This window comes from Acidobacteriota bacterium, from assembly GCA_016208495.1.
GTDB lineage: Bacteria > Acidobacteriota > Blastocatellia > Chloracidobacteriales > Chloracidobacteriaceae > JACQXX01.
On the sequence record JACQXX010000013.1, the window covers coordinates 24,638 to 45,365 of the forward strand.

The 20,728-nt window shown below is 50.2% G+C and carries 18 protein-coding genes; 9 read left to right on the plus strand and 9 right to left on the minus strand.

Annotated features, from left to right (window positions below; all coding sequences use genetic code 11):
- Positions 1 to 144: 144 nt before the first annotated feature.
- From HY774_02020 to HY774_02030, 3 genes are all read right to left on the minus strand, one after another.
- Positions 145 to 933 (minus strand): ParA family protein, encoded by a 789-nt coding sequence (locus HY774_02020; GenBank protein ID MBI4747234.1) that lies wholly within the window; start codon positions 931 to 933, stop codon positions 145 to 147.
- A gap of 203 nt (positions 934 to 1,136) precedes the next feature.
- Positions 1,137 to 2,150: a hypothetical protein gene (locus tag HY774_02025; protein ID MBI4747235.1), complete on the minus strand. Its 1,014-nt coding sequence runs from the start codon at positions 2,148 to 2,150 to the stop codon at positions 1,137 to 1,139.
- A 191-nt stretch (positions 2,151 to 2,341) separates the two neighbouring features.
- Positions 2,342 to 3,214 (minus strand): CoA transferase, encoded by an 873-nt coding sequence (locus HY774_02030; protein MBI4747236.1) that lies wholly within the window; start codon positions 3,212 to 3,214, stop codon positions 2,342 to 2,344.
- A 434-nt stretch (positions 3,215 to 3,648) separates the two neighbouring features.
- Between HY774_02030 and HY774_02035 the strand changes: the two genes are divergently transcribed.
- The 4 genes from HY774_02035 to HY774_02050 all read left to right on the plus strand — a co-directional run bounded on the left by HY774_02035 (position 3,649) and on the right by HY774_02050 (position 7,762).
- The gene (locus HY774_02035) at positions 3,649 to 4,515 is read left to right on the plus strand and encodes an SDR family oxidoreductase (GenBank protein MBI4747237.1); all 867 of its coding nucleotides are present in this window, start codon (positions 3,649 to 3,651) and stop codon (positions 4,513 to 4,515) included.
- Between the two features lie 342 nt (positions 4,516 to 4,857).
- A complete protein-coding gene (locus HY774_02040; protein ID MBI4747238.1) occupies positions 4,858 to 5,790 on the plus strand; it encodes an HlyD family efflux transporter periplasmic adaptor subunit in 933 nt (310 codons plus the stop codon).
- A 718-nt stretch (positions 5,791 to 6,508) separates the two neighbouring features.
- Positions 6,509 to 6,883: an ATP-grasp domain-containing protein gene (locus HY774_02045; GenBank protein MBI4747239.1), complete on the plus strand. Its 375-nt coding sequence runs from the start codon at positions 6,509 to 6,511 to the stop codon at positions 6,881 to 6,883.
- A 141-nt stretch (positions 6,884 to 7,024) separates the two neighbouring features.
- Positions 7,025 to 7,762 (plus strand): Uma2 family endonuclease, encoded by a 738-nt coding sequence (locus tag HY774_02050; GenBank protein ID MBI4747240.1) that lies wholly within the window; start codon positions 7,025 to 7,027, stop codon positions 7,760 to 7,762.
- Between the two features lie 135 nt (positions 7,763 to 7,897).
- Here HY774_02050 and HY774_02055 read toward each other — a convergent pair whose 3' ends face one another.
- The 5 genes from HY774_02055 to HY774_02075 all read right to left on the minus strand — a co-directional run bounded on the left by HY774_02055 (position 7,898) and on the right by HY774_02075 (position 11,961).
- Positions 7,898 to 8,104, minus strand: a complete 207-nt coding sequence (locus HY774_02055) for a hypothetical protein (protein ID MBI4747241.1) — start codon at positions 8,102 to 8,104, stop codon at positions 7,898 to 7,900.
- A 351-nt stretch (positions 8,105 to 8,455) separates the two neighbouring features.
- A complete protein-coding gene (locus HY774_02060) occupies positions 8,456 to 8,941 on the minus strand; it encodes a hypothetical protein (protein MBI4747242.1) in 486 nt (161 codons plus the stop codon).
- Positions 8,942 to 9,301: 360 nt separating this feature from the next.
- Positions 9,302 to 9,949, minus strand: a complete 648-nt coding sequence (locus HY774_02065) for an acyl transferase (GenBank protein MBI4747243.1) — start codon at positions 9,947 to 9,949, stop codon at positions 9,302 to 9,304.
- Positions 9,946 to 10,632: a sterol desaturase family protein gene (locus HY774_02070; GenBank protein MBI4747244.1), complete on the minus strand. Its 687-nt coding sequence runs from the start codon at positions 10,630 to 10,632 to the stop codon at positions 9,946 to 9,948. Before HY774_02070 ends, HY774_02065 begins: the two co-directional genes overlap by 4 nt.
- 594 nt (positions 10,633 to 11,226) lie before the next feature.
- Positions 11,227 to 11,961: a sterol desaturase family protein gene (locus HY774_02075; GenBank protein MBI4747245.1), complete on the minus strand. Its 735-nt coding sequence runs from the start codon at positions 11,959 to 11,961 to the stop codon at positions 11,227 to 11,229.
- A gap of 76 nt (positions 11,962 to 12,037) precedes the next feature.
- Here HY774_02075 and HY774_02080 point away from each other — a divergent pair, with 76 nt between their 5' ends.
- From HY774_02080 to HY774_02100, 5 genes are all read left to right on the plus strand, one after another.
- Positions 12,038 to 12,697, plus strand: coding sequence for a TetR/AcrR family transcriptional regulator C-terminal domain-containing protein (locus tag HY774_02080; GenBank protein ID MBI4747246.1), 660 nt, complete (start codon positions 12,038 to 12,040; stop codon positions 12,695 to 12,697).
- A gap of 119 nt (positions 12,698 to 12,816) precedes the next feature.
- Positions 12,817 to 14,151, plus strand: coding sequence for a glycosyltransferase (locus tag HY774_02085; GenBank protein ID MBI4747247.1), 1,335 nt, complete (start codon positions 12,817 to 12,819; stop codon positions 14,149 to 14,151).
- A 276-nt stretch (positions 14,152 to 14,427) separates the two neighbouring features.
- Complete coding sequence (locus tag HY774_02090) at positions 14,428 to 15,441, plus strand: metallophosphoesterase (protein MBI4747248.1); 1,014 nt, start codon at positions 14,428 to 14,430, stop codon at positions 15,439 to 15,441.
- A 391-nt stretch (positions 15,442 to 15,832) separates the two neighbouring features.
- Positions 15,833 to 18,520 carry a response regulator gene (locus HY774_02095; GenBank protein ID MBI4747249.1) on the plus strand — a complete coding sequence of 896 codons (2,688 nt, stop codon included), beginning with the start codon at positions 15,833 to 15,835 and terminating at the stop codon, positions 18,518 to 18,520.
- Positions 18,521 to 18,805: 285 nt separating this feature from the next.
- Complete coding sequence (locus HY774_02100; protein ID MBI4747250.1) at positions 18,806 to 19,792, plus strand: ChaN family lipoprotein; 987 nt, start codon at positions 18,806 to 18,808, stop codon at positions 19,790 to 19,792.
- A 292-nt stretch (positions 19,793 to 20,084) separates the two neighbouring features.
- On the opposite strand, the gene HY774_02105 is transcribed toward HY774_02100, so the two are convergent.
- The gene (locus HY774_02105) at positions 20,085 to 20,576 is read right to left on the minus strand and encodes a hypothetical protein (protein MBI4747251.1); all 492 of its coding nucleotides are present in this window, start codon (positions 20,574 to 20,576) and stop codon (positions 20,085 to 20,087) included.
- Between the last annotated feature and the right edge of the window lie 152 nt (positions 20,577 to 20,728).

Sequence of the window (20,728 nt, forward strand, 5' to 3'; positions counted from 1 at the left end):
TGGGGCTGAGAGTTTGGGGCTGAGGGTTTGGGGCTAAGGGTTTGGGGCTGGGGGCTGAAGAATTTGTTTTATTTCATCCCTCATCCCTTCAATTGTCCTTAGCCCCCAGCCCCAAACCCTCAGCCCTAACTCTTAGCCCCAGTATTAGCTGCCAAACACCAAATTGGCTATTTGTTCAATATCGGCATTGGCTGGAGAATTTGGGGCATAGACTTTGAGTGGTTTTCCGGCAGACGAAGCTTCGGCCACGGCGATGCGGTCTGACACTGGCGGGAGCACGCGACGGGAAAGCTGTCTGGCAAAGTCGTGAATGGCTTGCAGGTAATTTCGATGTTCGGTCTTTGTGCTGCTGAAAATGGTTGGAACAATCCCTGAAATCTGCAATTCAGGTCGGATTCGACGGCGCCGCTGATTGGCTTTTAAAATTTCATTCTGAACGATGACCAGTCCGATGGTGGCTTTATGTTCGGTTTGAACCGGAATCAGGACTTCATCCACGGCCATCAACACCTGAACCGTAATTTCTGAAACATTCGGCGGACAATCAATCAGGATAAAATCATACCGATCTTTAATGCTTTCCAGCACATCCAGCAATCGTTGGGTGTTTTTCATTTCGGCCAGCCGTTGTTCCATCTGGAACACCAGCAGGTTGGCCAAACCGATATCCATGCCAAATGCCGACTCTAAATGCGGCGGTGCCGGCAGGTCAGTCGCATCTCCGGTTTCACCCAGGAGCGCCTGCCAGAATATCTCCTGATGTGGTCGGCTATGCGGATCAAGGCCAAGAAAATCGCTCAGGCTTCCCTGTGGATCAGCATCAATGAGCAACACCTTGCGGCCTCGCGAGGCCATTTCATAGCCAAGGTCGCGGGTGGTCGTGGTTTTTCCGACACCACCAGCATGGTTAAACACCGCAATCGAACGGGTCATAAAGAAAGGAAGCTCCAGGAAGCAATGTAGCGAAGTCGTGAAGTAGTGAAATCGTGAAGTAGTAAAGCAGAATTTTTTGTGTGATGAATTGCAGGAAGTGAATACCGAATCGTGCCCAGGAAAAGCAAGCAACTTTTGACTAAATGACGATTTCACGATTTCACTACTTCACGATTTCACTACTTCACTACCTTGCCACTTATCTAGCCACAAATGGCTTTGCGGATGTGTGCCAGCGGTGCGTCGTTGTGGAAGACAACTGTATTGCCTCGGAGTTCGACGCCAAGCTGTTTCCACAAGGCATCAAGGTCTACTGGAGCGGGTTTGTCACGCATTTTGTCGTAAAGCGTCTCCAAGGCCGTGCTTTTAGTCGCTTTATCCCCGGTGCGAAGCACCTCTCGAATGTCCCAATATTCAGTGATGACCCCGTTGGCTTCGGTAATGGCGCGGATGGCATGTTCCAACCCCTGGCGATTATGGGTTTGTTTGCGAATTTCCACATCCGCCAGCAGGCAAAATAAAGCCCCGCCCCAGTAGGTCCGCCCCCAGGTTGGCGTGTAATCCAACCCCCGATCACCTCGTTTTGGAAGCCCATTGGGAAGATTTACGACCAGATCCCGCCAGACTTCCTGGGGTGAAATCACACCGATTCGCTCGCGGGCAATTGGTTCAATATACGTGGCCGTTCCTTCTTCAATCCAGTGATGTCGTTCAGCCACACAGGGAAAGCCAAGGTGAACCATCTCGTGGGTAATCACCCAATCTGACTTGAGGTCTTCCTGATCAGAGTAATACCCAACCGCCACCTTGATCGAAGGCCGCCCATGATATCCGGCAGCCTCTCCGTGATGGACGCCGCTGCCGCGTGATGAGCGGACTCGAACGGTCAGATTTTTCACGGGAAACCGTCCAAAATATGCCGAAACCGCCCTGGCACCAGTTCCAACCCAGGATGTTAATTCCTCTTTGGTCAAACTATAGCTGTCACTGTCAAACACGATGGAAATATCACCGCCTCCAACTCGCACGCTTGTCCGTTTGCTTGACGATGCTCCGCTTTCCCTCCCAGATTCTGATAAGCCTGGAGTCACCAGGGGTGGAGCAACTGTCGAAGGAGGTGTCAACGACGACACATTTGCCACCGCAGTTGAAGATTTTGGAATTCCCATATGACACGAAGTGCAAAACAGGAGGGAAAGAATCGCCAGATAACGCATGGTTGAACACTTCCCAAATAAAAGATTGGTTGATTGGTGGATGAAGCCTGAAGCAAGTGGTTAGTGGTTAGTGGTTAGTGGTTAGAAATCAATTCTTTTGAAGAAGAACCAGTTACCAGTCACCAGGCACCAGGCACAAAAAACTAACCACTAACCACCAACCACTAACCACTAACCACTAATTGGTTTCTTCATTCTGTGTGATTCCACGGAACAAGATGATCGGCAGGGCAATAGGTTTGTACTGCACGCAATGGATATCCGTCTCGCCGCGCCACAGTTTCCCATTCCTGGGCTGTTTTTTCGAGAAAGAATTCCGAAATCGCCAAAAATGTAGCATTGGTCGGTTCGGCACGCGAAAATCCTTCGGTCTGCCATTCGGGATGATTGACGGCTTTGCAAAACCTGACCCAGAGGTGTGGCTCCAAGGCACCTAGAGCAACTTGACCTTCCCGTGCGGTGTAAACTCGGTAACACAGAATGCTGCCATCCAAAAACGTCAGTGGTGGATAAGAAAACGGAAACGCGGCTTCCTCCAGGTAAACCTCATAAAAGCCTCCCCCGTGCCGCAACCCCTGAAGTGTGGCAATCACCGCCCAAAAAGAGCCACTGATATCAGCCAGTTGGACGGACCGCCATGCCGGTTCAAAGCGAGAAAGGAGTCCAGTTGCCGCTAGATAGGTTAAATCATGGCCTGGTTCGGCTCGCTGTTCAGGATCGCGAAACCCCGCCAGCCGGACATAAGTCAAGTTCGGATTGATCTGGCGCAATATTTCCGGCCCGACCCCGAGCTTTTCCATCACGCCTGGCCGATTGGTTTCAACCAGTGCCAGGGCTTCGGAGGCCAGAATCTTGAGTCGTTGACAGCCTTCAGGAGTTTTTAAATCAATGATCTCAGTGCGTTTAGCTGAATTGAGCCAGGCACTGAGTTCCGGCATCATGACGTCAGCCATATCACCACTGGGTGGCAGCACGCGGAGCACTTCAAAACCAAGTTCACCAAGCATCCGGCACGCCAGCGGTCCCGGCAATAATCGAGTGAGATCAAGAATGAGATTGGACATAGGCGTAGGGTTCAGGGTTGTTGAGTATCATTAAATCATATACACGGAAAGTGTCATAAATTGGATATACTGTGAGGTATCAGGAAAATGATCCAGCTAAGAGAGTAACCAGAACAATCAGGTGCAATTGGTCCCAGGCAAAGGGGAGACACAATTGGAAGAGAGTCCGAGAGGTCAAATGAACCAAATCATCCCCTACCCCGCCTGGGTCATTTGATAAATCCTGACTTCGCTCGCACAACAAACTGATCGTGTGAGCCAGGATAATCTCTGGCTGGAAACCTTGAGGTTGACACCGTTCGCTCACTTTTTGTTTCCGAAAGTGTATACATTTAATAGGGCTTTCCTGTATACGACTTCATGATATTCAACAACCCCGAAACCCTGAACCCCGAACCCCAAACGACATCAAACACTCTCAAGGAAAATTGCCAATGAGTGATCGAACCATTTTAATTACCGGCTGCTCTTCCGGGTTTGGACGCGAACTGGTGTCCGTCTTTCTGGAAAAAGGCTGGACGGTGATTGCCACTATGCGTCGGGCCAATGAACGCCAGTCGTTGTTTCAATCTGAGCAAACCAAATATGGCAACCGGTTGCGGATTATTTCGCTGGATGTAACCAACGCTGGGGACCGGGCAGTCACCGCCGCACTCATTCAAACCCATTGCCAGGGAAAGCTCGATTGTCTGGTCAACAATGCCGGCTATGGGTTGTTTGGGGCGATGGAAGATCTCTCCGAAGCTCAAATCCGGGAGATTATGGATGTCAACTTTTTTGGGTTGCTCCTGTTGACCAAGGATTTGCTCCCGACGCTTCGCAAAGCCAAAGGAAGGGTGATCAACATTTCTTCGGTGCTCGGCTATCTGGGCATGCCGCTCTCGTCACTTTACTGCGCGAGCAAATTTGCGGTCGAAGGATTGAGCGAAGCCCTTTATCACGAACTTCAGCCCCACGGCGTACAGGTGGCAATTGTTGAGCCGGGGCGATTTCGAACCGATTTTGGTCAGAAGCAGGTTTGGGGTGAAGGCTGCTTTGAGGCCGATTCCCCTTATGCTGCCCAAACCGCGGCCTACCACGAACTCCGCAATAAAATGGTCACGGGCAAAGGCAATCCAGTCACACCTGTTATTAACGCGATTGCCGGATTGGCCGAAATGAAGACCATGCCGTTGCGGGTTCGCTGTGGCACGGATGCCAAGCAGGTCTACGCGTTGAAACGACTGCTCCCGGCCTGGGCCGCAAATGCAATTTTTTCCAAAGCCTTTCACAAGATCTTTAAAACCAAACCCGTGCGGTAATACCAATCAGGGTTCGGGGTTCGGGGTTCAGGGTTCAGATTTTGAAAGACAGGGTTCAAGGTTCAAAAGTGTTGAATCTGAAGCAGTTGATCACCATGACCTTTCAGAATTTCAAGAAATATCAGATCTTTTAAACACAGGTTTCCAAACCCTGAACCCTGAACCCTGCTAATCCCCCCGGATTTTGTAGGGTGATTAGTCCTCTATTGAAAACAAATGACTTAGCTAACCCACGTTTTTGTGGGTAACAGGTAAAACAGCTCAAAACAGGCCATTTTTAGGGCTTTTGGACTCATTTTTGAGCTTACCGTTGTCGAAGGCCAAACCGTCAAAGCCGGTGAGGTGCTGGTCAAATTTGACGTGGCCGAACTCGAAGCCCAACGGGAGCAACTCCTTGCCAAAATTGCCCAGGCCGAGGCAGTGGTCAGTAAGCTCAAAAATGGATTTCGGGTCGAAGAAGTTGCCCAGGCCGAGGCGGCGGTTGAACGCGAAAAAGCTGTCCTGGAAAGTCTTGAAAATGGCCCGCGTCCACAGGAAATTGCCCAGGCTCGGGCGGATATGGCGGCGGCACGGGCTGATTTGGAAAATGCGGAACTCTCCTGGAATCGAGTCAACCGACTCTACCAGTCAGGGGACGTTTCAAAACAGGTGCTTGACAATGCCCAAACTCGAAAGCAGGCGGCGGCTGAACGGCTCGAATCACTCAAACAACGGGTGTCCTTACTTGAAGCCGGGACACGTCAGGAAGACTTGCGTGCCGCTAACGAGCGGCTGCGCCAGGCACGGGAAAATTTGCACATGATGCGGAGCGGTGCCCGAAAAGAAGATATTGCCGAAGCCACGGCCCGGCTCAATGAAGCCAAAGCACTCCTTGAAGGCAATGCGGTTCAACTGGCCGAAGGAATCGTCAAAGCTCCGGTCACCTCTCGCGTCGAAGTGCTCAGCGTTCGCCCCGGTGACTTGCTCCCGCCAAACAAACCAATTGCCGTTTTGCTGGAAGGCGACCAGTTGTGGGTTCGCGTTTTTGTGCCCGAACCTGAACTTGGCCGGGTGAAAGTCGGCCAGAAGGCCAGTGTGACCATTGATACCTTTCCCAACCGTCCTTTTTCGGGAACGGTTGAACAAATTTCAGATCAGGCTGAGTTTCTCCCGCGCAACGTCCAGAGCCGCAACGAACGCAATCATCAAGTGTTTGGCATGAAAGTCCGGGTGGATAATCCCGAGAACATTTTCAAGTCCGGTATGGCGGCTGAGGTTCGGTTAGAAACAAAGTGATGAAGAATGATACTAGATTGTAGTCGGTAGATCGTAGTCAGTAGTCCACTAACTCCATCTGATCGAATAACTTGACTGTTCCATAATACGATGACCTCATTCCAAAATGGTATGAGAAGGCGGTTAGTGGTTAGCGATTGGTGATGCGAGTGAAGAGTTAGAGGATTTCAGGCCCGGAGGGTCGCTGTGTAATAGCCGTGGTGCGAAGCCCACGGTCTGCAAAAATGGTGCTGGATCACGGGTTATTTTCTGTTTCACCCCAAAAGGTTTTTCAAATGGTTTTTCCCACGCTGGTGCTGTCACCACGGTTTACTCCAGATTCAATTGCCCTGGCTGGGGCAGCAACCCAACTTGGATGGACGGTCGAACGATGTATGAACTGGCGTCCAAATGACGGGTTGAAAGCACAATCCATTGTTTTGTATGGCGAACCACTCTTTGCTGCGGTTATCGCCAACGAATCAGGTCTGACGCTGGTTGAACCACCCTTTCACTGGCTGACGACGCTTCCCGTTCAATATCGCCAACGAAACATTGAGTTCCTGTCACTTGGCGAAGCCAAATTGATCAATCACCCGACGTTTTTCAAACCGGCGGATGACAAATGCTTCCCCGCAAAGGTGTATCAATCGGGTTCGGAATTAACCGCTTTTGGCTATTTGGAGGATGACGTTCCAGTTCTGGCCTCCGAACCAGTCACCTGGGAAGTCGAATTTCGATGTTTTGTCCATCATCGAACGATTGCGACGCTTTCGCCCTACTCCCGATGTGGAGAACTGGCTCGCGACTCAAACGGCAACTGGCTCGCGACTCAAACGGCAACTGGCCCGCGACACCTGATGAAATTGCACAGGCACGCCAGTTTACAACTTCACTTTTGAATGATCCGGCGGTCTCGGTTCCCGAAGCCGTGGTGATTGATGTGGGTGTCATCTCTGGAAAAGGCTGGGCCGTGGTTGAAGCGAACGCCGCGTTTGGATCCGGGATGTATGGATGTGATCCAACCCAGGTTTTGCAGGTTTTGGCCACAGCAAGTGGAATAAAACGTGAGATAAATATTCCCTGGGAGCACCAGCATCCTGCCGGCAATTGATTGAGCCTTCACCGCCTGGTGCCGGCAAGATGCCAGCGCTCCCAGCCTGGTTTCTTTGTCTGAAATTCGATACCTCTTCCGTCCAGGGTTCCGGTACAATCTCAAAACTCCCCAACTTCAACAATTCCGGAGCGCAGCTTTATGGCAACCGAGATCAAACATTTACCGTCTCAGGCGGAACTTTCCGTCTCTCCCCCTTCATTGATTCAACTGCTGGAAACTGGCGACCGCTTGACACGCCATGAATTCGAAGCTCGCTATCACGCGATGCCGGATGTCAAAAAAGCTGAACTGATTGAAGGAATTGTGTATATGCCATCTCCAACTCGTTTCAAAAGCCATGCCAAACCCCATGCTCTGATGATGGGATTGCTTTTTGCCTATGCTTCCCAAACACCTGGCGTTGAAATTGCCGACAATGCCTCAGTTCGATTAGATCCAGACAATGAAGTTCAGCCCGATGCCTTGTTGTTTCTGTCGTCTGATTTCGGTGGTCGTGTCAAAATCAGCCAGGATGATTATCTTGAGGGGGCACCGGAATTGATCCTGGAAGTTGCCGCCAGCAGTGTTTCCTATGACCTGCACGACAAAATCAAAATTTATCGTCGCAATCAAGTCTTTGAATATGTCATTTGGCGAGTATTGGATCAGGCAATTGACTGGTTTATCCTTGAAAACGAAGTGTACCAGCCGCTTCCAAATGACAACGGGATGTTTCGGAGTCGTCAGTTTCCAGGGTTGTGGATTGATGCCCAGAATCTGCTTGCCGGAAATGCAGCTCAGGCCCTTGACGTCTTAAATCGAGGGCTGGCTTCAGACGAACATCGAGCCCTGGTTGAAACCAGAACTTCAAAAAGTCCAGCGACACCCCCTAAATGAATGGCTTGAAGTACAGTTCGTTGGCGGGAAAAAGCGGCTACGATATTGCCGCAAAGTACTATCTTTCCGGGCTCCGCCAAATCCAAAGTGATACCAGTGAGTAATGCCAGTTAAGAGTTGAAGCCGTTTTGGTTCTCAGCCCAGGCCCTGCCCGCGCATCACTTTACCCACCATCACCAGTTGATTAAGGCTGGCAAATGGGAGCGGACGCATCAACAGGGCATTCACTACGCTAAAGATGGTTGCCGCTACGCCAATGCCAGGTGCCGGCGACCCAACCGCAATCACGGTTGAAACCTTGTTTTTCAATAACATCCGCACGTTGTAAACCAAATCTTGCACTCTCGTTTCCATGTTGTTCCCTCGATATTTGGTCATCAGACAATCTGGCAATGCCCCATTTTCAATCCTGTTCGAACCGCTTGTTGAAGGGAGAGAATTGAAAATGGTCACTGGCAAATAGAATCAATAAATTGACTATCGGGGGGAAATCATGGTGGACCTGGTTGGGTCTGCACAACTGGCGTTCCACAGCCTGGGGAGAAACGGTCATCTTCCCCTGAAAAAATACAAAATATTGAAACAATTCAGGGGTTCAGCTTTTGACTTGCTCAATAAGGGCAGGAGTTGAACCCACAACAACCCGGTGAGAGAAAGTTGATGTTGTGTCAATTTTGGGACCGCGCATTCCCGTTAATGGTCAGGTGTCGGCGTTACTGGTGGCGATGGAAGGGATGTTTCAGGCGGTCCAGACCAGATTTCAACCTTGATCGTGTCTCGCTCGGATCTGGGTGCCTGGGGATCAACTTTCGAAGTGAACTGTTCCTTTACCCGATAGAGATCAATTTCTTTCTGGTAATAAAGATAGCGTTTGATTTCATCAGCGCGAGCCTGTTCAACACTAAAACTGTACCGGCGCTCGGCCTGGGTTTTGCGAATTACCTGGACATCAATCACAACTATAAACTTGCCATCTTGGGGAATGAGTCTGGCAAGGGCATCCAGTTGACGGCATGCCGTTCGAGTCAGGGTGAATTTGTTGGGGATGAACCAGATGACTTCCGAGCCATATCGAACATGTTGCGTGGAGAGCTGACTTGCCTCCGGTGTGGGTGTTTGACCAAAGAGCGGCATCACTCCCAAAACAATCAGACAGGTAATGAAAACGGCTTGCCTCATGTTTTCCTCCAGAGTGTTTGAATGAGGTTCAGCAATTCTTCGTTTGGAAATGAAGAACGAGTGAAGAGTTTCGCCTTCAGGCGGGGTTTGTATCCCAAATTTGGTCTGAAGGGACACCGGGGCCGCTTGAAGGAGGAACTGTCCAATTTTTGAATGAACCTGGTACACGTTTCATTAAGATAAAGAGTGAAATTCGATTTGTTCCACTCCCCGCCTGGAAGGCGAAAACTGACCTTTTCCGCAATGGAGTTAAATGATGCGAACGGGCGGTTTTCGCAAGCTAAAGCTTGAATTCTAAACAAAAATCATTTCCTAAAATGCTACAACTCATTTCATTAAATAAACTTACCGATTATATGATTACTGACCACTGCCTACTGACTCTTGTTCAAGGTCTGATTGCTCAACTTTTTGATTTGGGTAAATATCAGACAAAATTGGTAAATACACGCCATCTTCAATCACAACCCCCGGTGCCAGTCGGCTTCCGGCGCCGAGAAACACATTGTTTCCCACTTTGATTTTCTTGAGATAGAGCACCATCCGGGTTTGGTTGGGCTTGATGACATGGCAGAGGAACTCAACCTTGTGACCAATCAGGACATTGTCGCCAATCTCGATCAGTGTCCGGTCAGTAATTTGGACCAGCGGCGTCCAGTAGACATTTTTCCCAATCCTGGCACCCCACAATCGCAACCAGGCGCTATACAGACCCGGCACAAGTCGGAGTACAGCTTCAAGCCCCGGCAGGGCAATATACATCACCTGAATTTGATGGCTCCCCCACCACGGGGAGTATTCCGGTTTACTGAGATCAGAGGTCTTTTCCCGCAATGGAAAAAACAGCGAGTGGAACCGATGCGTCACGGGCGGGAGCACATACACCACCAGAACCATCAAACAGGGTTGAACAACCGACGGACGGATACCAAACCAGAGAATTAACCCAAGCAGAAGCAAGAGTAACAAGGTGGGATAGAGTGCCATGAACCTTCCCAGGAGTGTCATCGGGCAGGATTCTCCTTTTCAGGCACTTGAAACGGGAAGACCAGTTGCCGAACCAGCGACAGTGAACCTGCAACACCCAGTGTCTCGGGTGAAGCGACAGACCAGTGGTACGTGCCGTGGATTCGATCCCACATTGAGAGATTGGCGCCAAAATTCCGATTTACCAGCGTTGTACTGTGGTGCCATTCGTGTTCAAGCGGGGTAATCAAGAGGCTGGCCAGCATCCGGTGCCAGCGGCTCCCGGCAGGAGGAGTAACCCGCGTGTGCCGCCATAAATCCAGCGCCGCCGTGAGTGCCACCGCTGTCAGAAACGGACCTGGGTCAGCCAGCAAAAAAGTACATATCCCATTGAACCAGACATACACAATCACCAGCGATGCCCAGAGGGTATTGCGACTGGTAATCAAGACGTCAAAGCGGGTCGCCGAGTGATGGACTGCATGGATTGGCCAAAATCTTTGACTGTGCAACAGGCGGTGATTCCAGTAATAGGCATAATCAATCACGACGAAATTAAGCAAAAACGCCAGCCAGAAGGGCAGGCGCAGGCATCCCTGAAGGGATGGGAACAGCCCGGCACACCCACGCACCACTAGCCAGACTTGAAGCAATGGAATCACCACACCCTGAACCCACAATCCCAGCGAGTCAAGTACCCACTCACCTGCAGTTCGAGACAGCATCCAACTCCGCGCCACTGGGCTGAGCAGCGTGGCCAAAACCAATCCACAAAAGGTCAGGAATACCAGCATGGAGTGTGACAGCGAAAAAAGAGAGTTTAGGATTGAGCAATTATGACTGAGAGTTCCTGGAAAGTGAAAGAAGGTGTGACTTTATAAAAAAGTTCCTTCTGTAAATTTTTCCGTGATGGGTTTCTTTGGAACAAGGTGGAAATTCAGGTTCAGCCTGCGAAGCAGGTACAAGAGAGTAGCCCCCGGTGTAACCGGGGGATTCGAATGCCGCCACATCCCAGCCTGCGAAGCAGGTGACAGAGAAAAACGAACACTCGCCAGGTCATGTGCCGTCACCGGTAATCCCTTGATTGCCGTGAACTTCCTCAGGCACTTTCTGCCACCTGCTTCGCAGGCTGGGAGGAACGACCGACCGAATCCCCCGGTTGCACCGGGGGCTACTGTCTCCCACCTGCTTCGCAGGTTGAAACCCTCAATTTCCAATTCATCGAATCCATCACGGAAAAATTTACAGAAGGAAAAAGTTCAGCCGGAAACCTGAGACAAAGCTTCCGGCTGCTTAAAAATTGATGATTTCTGAAATGCTCAAAACGAAACCTGACGACCCAGCAGCATATCCTTGACCCGTTTGGCGACTGATTCTTCAAACCCAACCGGGCCTGAAAATTCTTCCGGATTATAAAAAGTACCAAAGATGAGATCCCACAACGGAAGGTCGCCGAAGTTGTACCGGGCCTGCCCTGGTTCGTGGTGCCAGCAATGCGATTCGGGGCGCTGAATAAAATAGCCGAGCCAGCGGGGAGTGCGGATATTCCAATGCTGAAACATTGCCAGGAAAGCCCCACAATATCCAATCCAGGCTGAAGCAAGCGGGGAAAGTCCAAGAATGAAAACGGTTACGGTCAAAAACATCAGGGTAAAAGTAATCACTTCAAATGGATGCGTATATGCCGCACCGGAAATATCCACCCGTTGCGGACTGTGATGAAGCTGGTGTTGCCATCGCCAAAGAATGGTAAATCGGTGTTGAATCACATGAAATGAATAATTCGCCAGTGTCACCAGCCCAAAACCAAGTCCAATCTGTACTCCAAGCGGAAGGGTTGAACCATGAATCACACTGTGGCCAGCAATCCATTCAACTGGAAGCAACGAGGGCAACACAATATTGATTGCCATTAAAATAATGACAAAGACTGCCCCAATGCCTTGCCACCAGCGAATAGGGGGAAAAATCCGGGCTGGTTTCCACAGTTCGATGCACAACATGACCACGTAAGTAACGGGAATCAGTAGTCCCAACAAATCTTCAGTTTTCATAAACAGGCGTTCCTCCAAAGTTCAGGTTAAATCAAAGTGGTTTTCAAAAATCACCTTACGCTGTAAGGTGATGGCTATGAAATCTCAATCTCCCAAAAAGCTAAGAACTTCAATTGACTCGTTGACTCCGCTGAGAATTGCCCGAACGGCACTGGGCTTGATTGATCGTGATGGTTTGGAAACTTTGAGTATTCGTCGGCTGGCAGCGGAACTCAAATGTGAGGCGATGTCGTTGTACCACCACGTTCCGAGCAAAGGGCATCTTCTGGATTTAGTTGTTGATTTGTTGATGGAAGAAATTGAGTTGCCTGTGCCTGGCGAACAGGACTGGTTACTGCAGTTGCGGACGATTGCCCAGTCCTACCGGAAAGTCGCCGAACGCCATCCAAAAGCGTTTATCTTGCTGGCCACACGCCGATTTAACTCTGATCAGTCATTTCAATTTCTTGAAACCAATCTGGAAATCTTGAAGCTGGCTGGATTTGACGAACTCATGCGGGTGCGAATGGTGCGAATGATCGGCCATTTCGTCAATGGGGCACTTTTAAACGAAATTGCGCTTCGACATCTGCAGCCCGAACCGACCGCCGTGGTCATTTCCGACCATTTTCGTCACATTCAGGCGGTCGCTCCATATTTGGGAGACACCTATTTTGATTCCTATTTTAACTTTGCCTTAGAACTGATTCTGGCACAGGTTCGGAACGCCCCGCGAATGGCTTCAGATCAACCTTGAAACGGACGCTTGCTGGATTTTTCAGCTTTCAATAGACGCAAAATTCTTGCAACTCTGGTCATTCACTGGTAAAGACCTGTTTCCCTTCAGCCACACCTTTATTCCCCCAGGTTCACTTCATGCCAGTCACTTCGCAGGCGGCACCGAAAAATGTTCTGGTTATCGTGCATGATTTTCCTCCGCTGGGTGGAGGCTGGGTCATCAGAGCCCTCAAATTCGTCAAACATCTGGAGTCTTTTGGCTGGCGGCCAGTGGTGTTGACCGTTGATCCGGCCTTTTATCCGCCAGCGTTGCTCGATCAATCATTACTCGATGAAATCCCAGTTTCGACCCCGATGTATCGGACTCGGACCTCAATTGGTCCCTATCAACTCCAGATTCCAAGCCAAAAGACCGAGACTTCTTCAGTCAGAGGAAATGGCAACCACCTTCGCCAGATTCTGGAAGCTCTGATTCCTGAAAATCTGCGCGTTATCCAGGATTATGGTTTTTTCTGGCTTCCCCACGCCTGGTCCGAGGCATGCCGGATTATCCAGCGCGAGTCAATTGACCTGATTTTCACCACATCGCCGCCGCATAATGTCCATCTGCTCGGCTGGGCGTTGAAAAAGCGATTTCGACTTCCCTGGGTTGCGGATTTCCGCGACGGCTGGATGCAATTTGAGATGTTTGTGGCCAGTTCGGCGGTGCGGCGGGCTTTTGACCGACGCTGTGAACGCCTGATTCTCCGCAATGCGGACCGCATTATTTGCACCACCCCGCGGACAGTTGAGGACTTCTGCCGCGATTACCCCGACATTCGCCAAAAAATTCATACGATTTACAATGGATTTGACCCGGCGGACTTTGAAAACCGGGACACCGGCCCGCCACAAAAACGCGAATTTACCATTGCTTACGTTGGCTCGCTTTCGCTTAAACCCCGTCGAACACCAGAGATCCTGCTGCGGGCAGTACAATCGCTGGCCTCAAAAAACCCGGCTTTTCGGGAAAAAGCCCGCCTTGAATTTGTGGGTCTGGTCTATGACGTTCCGCTTGAACAGATGCTCCAGGAATATAAAGTCGCGTCAATGTGCCGAATTGTCGGTGTTGTTTCTCATAAAACAGCCATTGACCATATGCGAGCCGCCGATGTTTTGGTGCTTCTGATCAATTTTGATCAGAAATTTGGGAATGACAGCATTTTGAGCGGGAAATTTGGGGAATATGTCGCGGCCCAAAAACCACTCCTGGCCATAGTTCCGGAAGGCGAGGCTTCAAACCTGGTCCGTGACCACAATCTGGGGCTGGTGGCCGCCCCGGATGATCAGGCCGGAATTGAAGCTGCGATTGAAACTCTGTTTTCAGAGTGGCAGGCCGGAACGCTTTGCCCACCTCCGTCCGAGAAACTCGTGAATCAGTTCAACCGCTATGACCAAACGCGCTCCCTGGCCAGGATTTTCTCCAGTCTTTAACCCTCTGAGCTATTCTGGTCCGAGAGTGTTTCCAATGAGTTGTTGCAAGTTTGTGTAGAACAAGATATTTGTTTGGGGACAAATCCACAGTGCAGTGCCCCCGGTTCATCCCTTAGAATCAATTCATACCCATTCTACTACCATTTTGGAATGATCCTATCGCACCAGCAAAAAGCTAAGCTATTGATAAACTTGTATTTCCCTCAGCCCTTAGCCTGATACCCTCAGCCCAAAATGGTATAAGACCACTTCAACCATTTTTTGTGTTTTGAAATCATGCGGAATCAAAAACTTTTCTTCCTTACTCTCACCTTGCTCAGCGTCCTGGTAACGGTGGGGTGTCAGTCACCCACCTCCACACCTCCGACGGTTGCTCCGACGACTCCGGCACTACCTGCAAAACCTGAAGCCCCACCAATCCCTGAACTTGAAGGAAGTCAAGGCATTCAGTTCCTGGCCTTTGGCGATTTTGGCACCGCCCTACCCGACCAAAAACTGGTTGCTGAAGCCATGGCTGCCAAGGCCACGCGGGCACCAGTTCAATTTGCGCTGGTTCTAGGAGATAATTTCTACCCCGCCGGAGTCCAGAGTGTGGATGACCCACAATGGCAAACCAAGTTTGAATCCATATATTCACAACCCAGTCTGAATGTTGATTTTTATGCCGTGCTCGGAAACCATGACTACCGACTGAACCCAGATGCGGAGGTCGAATACTCGAAAAAGCCTGGCACCCGGTGGAAAATGCCGGATCGGTACTATGCCTTCTCAAAAAAACTGGATGACCAGTCCGAAGTCCGGTTCTTTGGACTCGACACCGACCCGCTCTGTGAAGAACCCGAAAAGCCCATGACACCCGCCCAAATCAATCAGCAATTGACCTGGCTGGAAACCGAATTGAAAAAAGCGGCAACGCAAAAGTCACCCAGAGTGGTCTGGAAAATCGTGTTTGGCCATCACCCCATTGTTTCCGGCGGAGCACACGGTTCCACGCGGAGCGAACATATGGTCAAGGTTGATAAGCTGTTGAAGAAATATGGAGTTGACCTTTACCTGTGCGGGCACGACCATGACTTGCAGCATATTGTTTTTGAAAAAATGAACTATGTGGTCAGCGGTGGCGGCGCACTCACTCGCAAAGTCGGCCTGACCCCGTTTACCAAATTTGCCGCCAGTGACCTGGGGTTTGCCTGGTTTCGGGTAACGCCGACGGTATTCAATTTGGAATTTTTTGCCGGAAAAGACCACTTATATCAGATTGCCTACACCCACTCGATACTGGCCAAATAGCAAGTTCAGAGCGAGTGGCGAGTGGCGAGTAGCAAGGAGTCAATCCAAACCCCTCGCTGTAGTGTTAGGATTGGAACCAAAACAATTTCATCATTTTTGAACCACAGCGGTCACAGCGAAAAATTACTCATTCTGAATCTGCCTGTTCCTCTGTGTTCCTCTGTGTCCTCTGTGGTGAGATTTCATTTTCCTATCAATCAACTTCCGTTGATGAGTTATTTTATGTTCATTCTTTAAAGTACTTCCTTACTATTGTGATGATGCTCAATTAGATTATGAGCAAGCGAAAGCAGTGACACCATTTTCTTATCACTCGCTACTCGCTACTCGCTACTCGCTACTCGCTTTTAGTTCGCTGCTCGTCGCACACTTCTGATCGGAGAAGAACTCTATGAACTCTGCCGATGATGATATTCGATCTCCCGAGAGGTATCACAAAACCCAGCCGGACAAAGCAGGGCCGCAGCCGGAATCTCAGGCTGCCAAAGAAACGTTTCTGAAGAACCTCCACCATAATTTACAGACTCCGATCAGCATCATCCTTGGTTATACCGACATTTTAATTGATGAAGTGCGTGCCCAGATGGTGGTGGAATTTCTACCTCAACTTGAACAAATCAAAGCGCTTGGTGAAGAACTGGTCACGCTGGTGGCTCAACGGCTCAATACCTCACGACAGCTTTCGGCAACCCAGGAACTCGATTTAAAAGAATGTATTTCCGATTTGTATCAGGAAGTTCGGACCTCACTCCTGACCGTCAGCAGCACCAGCGAGCAATTGTTGGAACAGGCCGAAGCGCAAAAGCTGCGACTGCTAGTGCCTGATTTGATGAATGTTCATTCGGCAGCGGAACACATGCTCCATTTTTTTAAGCAGGTTTCCCGTCTGTCGCGCCTGGAAACCAGTCATTTATCAGTTGTCACCCCTGCCAGCCTGAGTGAAGCCGTTCGAGCCATGCGCGAGGCGATCAAACATCAGGATTTTCCCTCCACGGTGTTTCGAGGCACGATCCTGGTGGTTGACGACAACGAACTCAACTGTGATGTGCTGGCGCGAAGACTGGTCCGCCAGGGCTATCGGGCGGAAACGGTTCAAAGCGGGTTGGATGCCCTCAAGATCCTGGGTGAAAAGGAGTTTGACCTGGTTTTGCTCGACATTTTGATGCCCGAAATGGATGGGTTTCAGGTCCTCAAGCGGTTAAAAGCCGATCAGAAAATGCGATATATCCCGGTGATTATGATTTCAGCCCTGACCGAAATCGAAAGCGTTGCCCGGTGTATTGAGATGGGGGCGGAGGATTACCTCCCGAAACCGTTTAATTCCATGCTGATGCGGGCCCGCATTGATGCCTGCCTTGAAAAAAAGCGCCTCCACGATCAAGAACTGCAATATTTACAACTGGTTTCGAAATTGACCAGCGCCGCCGCCGCCGTTGAATCAGGAGCTTTTCACCCAAGTCAGCTCGAAGAAGTCACGGCCCATCCAGGTGAGTTGGGTCGCCTCGCCAGGGTGTTTACCCAAATGGCACGTGAAATTGCAGCCCGTGAGACAATGCTCGAAGCCAAAATCCAGGAACGCACCCTCGAACTGGCCCGGCTGGTCGAACGCCTGAATCTCACCGTTGACCAGTTGCAACTCTCTGAACGCAAAGCCCTTGAAGCCAGCCGGGCTAAAAGCGTTTTTTTGGCCAATATGAGCCATGAGTTGCGAACCCCACTCAACGCCATTATCGGATTTGTGCAGATGCTGCAGCGCAAGGAACCCCGTGAGGCTGATGATCGCGAGCATTTAGGCATCATCCGTCGCAGCAGTGAGCATTTGCTTGGAATCATCAATGACGTGCTTTCAATTTCCAAAATAGAAGCCGGAAAAGTCACCCTGACCGAAACCGTTTTTAAGCTTCCACGGTTGCTTAAAACCCTGGAGGACATGTTTCGGATCCGCGCCCAGGCCAAGCGACTGGTGATTAACTTTGAGTTATCAAAGGACTTACCGCGCTATGTATATGGAGATGAAGGAAAACTCCGTCAAATCCTGATTAACTTGCTGAACAATGCGGTCAAGTTTACGGCCTGTGGTGGCATTACCCTTCGGGCTCAGTGGCTGGCCGACAAGCTCCAATGCGAGGTCACCGACACTGGCCTTGGAATGAATGCTGACGAAATCCAAACCCTGTTTGAGCCGTTTACCCAAACCGAAAGTGGCGTGAAATCGGCGGAAGGAACTGGCCTTGGACTGACCATCACCCGAAACTATGTCCGTCTCATGAACGGTAGTATTCGGATTCAAAGCTCTCCTGGACGTGGGACCACGGTGAATTTTGAGGTAATGCTGGTGCCGGCGTCGAAAGATACGTTTTATCAAGAAGCCCGGCGGGTGGTGTGCCTTGGCGATAATCAAATGATTCCAAAAATGCTGGTGGTGGACGATCAAAACGATTCCCGATTGCTCCTCAAAGAGATTTTGACGCCGATTGGGTTTGAAGTTCGTGAGGCCCGCAACGGGCTGGAAGCGGTTGAAATCTACAAGTCCTGGCACCCGGATGTGATTTGGATGGATGTGCGGATGCCGGAATCCGACGGCTACGAAGCAACCCGTGCTATCCGGCGTCTGGAATTGACCCAGACTCCCAATCCAGGGGCCTTTGCTCCCCAAACCTCGATCTTTGCTATTTCAGCGGGGGTGTTTGATACTGATCGGGAAGCAATTCTGTCAGCCGGGTGTGATGCGTTCCTGGCCAAACCCTTTCACGAAATCGAATTGTTTGAACTCCTTGAACACCATCTCGGCCTTGAGTTTATCTATGAAGAGGATGTTTCCTTTTCGCCCGACATGTTTGGGGTCATCAATTCCGACCCGATTTCGATTCCAAATGAAAACCCCATCCTGCCTGATGACTGGATTGATCGAATGAACAACGCTCTCGATGAGGGTGATATTGAGTTGTCAATGGCTTTGCTCGAGGAGGTCAAATTTGACAATGAACAACTGGTCGCCCGGTTGAAACTCCTGTTGAGCAGCTATAAAGTTGAAGAAATTCAGGACTTTCTCAAGGAAATCAAACAGCGAAAGGGATAATCCAAAGCCGGGTTCCGGGTTTTTGAAAGGGCTGAGGGCTGAAAAAATCCCATTGTCCCCTTGTCATTCTTTGCATGGCTTGGGTCTCGTCCTGGCCGGAACCGTGGGCTTCGCACCACGGCTATTACACGACGACCCTGCGGGCCTGAAATCCTTATCCTGGCGCTTATGCCCTGTCACCTTGTCACCTTGTCACCTTGTCACCTTGTCACCCTGTCACCCTGTCACCTTGTCACCTTGTCACCTTGTCATTTTGTCACTGATCTCAATTCGAATGAAAAAACTATGCGATTACTCACCATTTTCTTTTTATCCTGCCTGATCACGTTGACTTCAATTTTCCCAGTTCACAGTCAGCAAGAGGGAAACTCGCCGCAATTTTCACCCTATTTTCGCGTCTTTACCGGCGATGGAAAACCCGTCGCAATGGCTGATATTTCCCAGGCAATGGCCGGAGTTGACGTTGTCTTTGTGGGAGAAACACACAATGACCCAATGGCTCACAGTCTGGAACTGGCCATTTTGAAACGGGCGCATGAAGCCGCTTCATCCAGCCCAAGCGATGCCGGTGGACGAAATGCCGTGTTATCAATGGAGATGTTTGAACGGGACACCCAACCAGTTCTGGATGAATATCTGGCCGGTATCATTTCAGAGCGCCATTTTTTGGAAAGCAGTCGTCCCTGGACAAACTATAAGGGCGACTATCGTCCACTCGTGGAATTTGCTCGCGAACAGAAACTTTCGGTTTTAGCCGCCAATGCACCCAAACGCTATGCCAACCTGGTTTCGCGTCAGGGGCGCAATGCGCTGAGCGCCGCCTTACCCCGAGCTGCCCAATGGTTGCCGCCGGTTCCATATGGATTCCCAAGCCCAGCGTACAAAGCAAAATTTGAGGCCCTGTTTGCTCAACCTGGAAAACCGCTCCCACCGAGTCTGTCGAGCACAGGGTCGCTCCAACACGGAATGGGAAACTTGCAATACACACTGGATGCCCAGTCGCTCTGGGATGCCACCATGGCCTTCTCCATGGCGGAAGAATTCTTACGTCATCCGAATTCCTTGATTGTTCACGTGGTTGGAAAATTTCACTGTGAAAATCGGATGGGCATCCCTGACCATTTGCTTCGCTATCGGCCAGGGACAAAATTTCTGGTCGTCACGGTTGAGCCTGCCGATGACATCACCGCTTTCACTGAAAAACACAAAGGACTGGGGGATTTTGTCATTTTGACGGATTCAAAATTGCCCCGGAGTTATGAGGATAAATGAGAAAACCAGGGCTTGGGGCTTGGGGCTTGGGGCTGAAGACAACAAAAAGAAAAAACCAGGGCTTGGGGCTTGGGGCTGAAGACTCGCAAGCTCAGGGCTGAAGAAAACGGGTTCAATACCCTCAGCCCTCAGCCCTAAAAGAAAAAAACCCTGAAATCTGACAGGAATGCACTGCGTCTCATCCCTTCCGTTTCAGCGGTGGATATACTGTCGATTTCAGGGTTGTTCTAAAATTTGAGCGTTTAATGAAGGGCGCACGACAAGCCAGTGCCCCCACGGGTTCGAATGTTGTTCAGGCAACAATCGAGGCTTTGCGTGATTGTGAAATTTCTAAAATTGATTCCATGTCGGAAATACTCCGCCGAAAATTGCGTGTTGCCTCAGTTAACTTGTTTCGCTCTTGCTCTCCGCATTTTCCGTACAGCCCAGCCAGGCAGTCTCTGACGTCATCCATCGCTCTCCGCATTCGAATCAAAATCCGACGCAACCGGAAAACCTGCGATTCCAACCCACGGCTGACATCTTCCGGGTGGAGCTGGTCAATTTCCCGCTCCAACGAATCATTCAAGGCATTCATTTGCTCCCGAACCGTGGTCAACTGCCCCAATGACCACATACACAGCGGAAATTCGCCGATGGTGGGTTCCTGTTTGAGGTTGGTACAGTGCATGGTTTGATCGGGGCCTTTTTTCCAAAAGGCACAATCGTCGGGGATATGATCCAGAAGCTCAGCCAGTTGCACCGCATCAAAGTACATGGTGTGCAAATGATGAAGGAAAAACATAGTGTACTCTCGCTTCTCAACTTGACGTCTTTCAACTTGGGGCAACACGGAGGGAATTTCCGGACATTCAAAAGGTCGAGCTGATTTGAGTTGCAGTTGGTTTTGCATAACCGATATTTCTAATCGTTTGGATAAAATTGGTTATAAGACCA

Excerpts from the sequence above, each read along its gene's own strand:
- HY774_02095 (MBI4747249.1), top strand. The coding sequence starts at position 15,833 with ATGAACTCTGCCGATGATGATATTCGATCTCCCGAGAGGTATCACAAA.
- HY774_02070 (MBI4747244.1), bottom strand. The coding sequence starts at position 10,632 with ATGCTGTCTCGAACTGCAGGTGAGTGGGTACTTGACTCGCTGGGATTG.
- HY774_02075 (MBI4747245.1), bottom strand. The coding sequence starts at position 11,961 with ATGAAAACTGAAGATTTGTTGGGACTACTGATTCCCGTTACTTACGTG.
- HY774_02085 (MBI4747247.1), top strand. The coding sequence starts at position 12,817 with ATGCCAGTCACTTCGCAGGCGGCACCGAAAAATGTTCTGGTTATCGTG.
- HY774_02105 (MBI4747251.1), bottom strand. The coding sequence starts at position 20,576 with ATGTTTTTCCTTCATCATTTGCACACCATGTACTTTGATGCGGTGCAA.
- HY774_02080 (MBI4747246.1), top strand. The coding sequence starts at position 12,038 with ATGAAATCTCAATCTCCCAAAAAGCTAAGAACTTCAATTGACTCGTTG.
- HY774_02050 (MBI4747240.1), top strand. The coding sequence starts at position 7,025 with ATGGCAACCGAGATCAAACATTTACCGTCTCAGGCGGAACTTTCCGTC.
- HY774_02090 (MBI4747248.1), top strand. The coding sequence starts at position 14,428 with ATGCGGAATCAAAAACTTTTCTTCCTTACTCTCACCTTGCTCAGCGTC.
- HY774_02045 (MBI4747239.1), top strand. The coding sequence starts at position 6,509 with ATGTTTTGTCCATCATCGAACGATTGCGACGCTTTCGCCCTACTCCCG.
- HY774_02060 (MBI4747242.1), bottom strand. The coding sequence starts at position 8,941 with ATGAGGCAAGCCGTTTTCATTACCTGTCTGATTGTTTTGGGAGTGATG.
- HY774_02020 (MBI4747234.1), bottom strand. The coding sequence starts at position 933 with ATGACCCGTTCGATTGCGGTGTTTAACCATGCTGGTGGTGTCGGAAAA.
- HY774_02065 (MBI4747243.1), bottom strand. The coding sequence starts at position 9,949 with ATGACACTCCTGGGAAGGTTCATGGCACTCTATCCCACCTTGTTACTC.
- HY774_02025 (MBI4747235.1), bottom strand. The coding sequence starts at position 2,150 with ATGCGTTATCTGGCGATTCTTTCCCTCCTGTTTTGCACTTCGTGTCAT.
- HY774_02030 (MBI4747236.1), bottom strand. The coding sequence starts at position 3,214 with ATGTCCAATCTCATTCTTGATCTCACTCGATTATTGCCGGGACCGCTG.
- HY774_02100 (MBI4747250.1), top strand. The coding sequence starts at position 18,806 with ATGCGATTACTCACCATTTTCTTTTTATCCTGCCTGATCACGTTGACT.
- HY774_02035 (MBI4747237.1), top strand. The coding sequence starts at position 3,649 with ATGAGTGATCGAACCATTTTAATTACCGGCTGCTCTTCCGGGTTTGGA.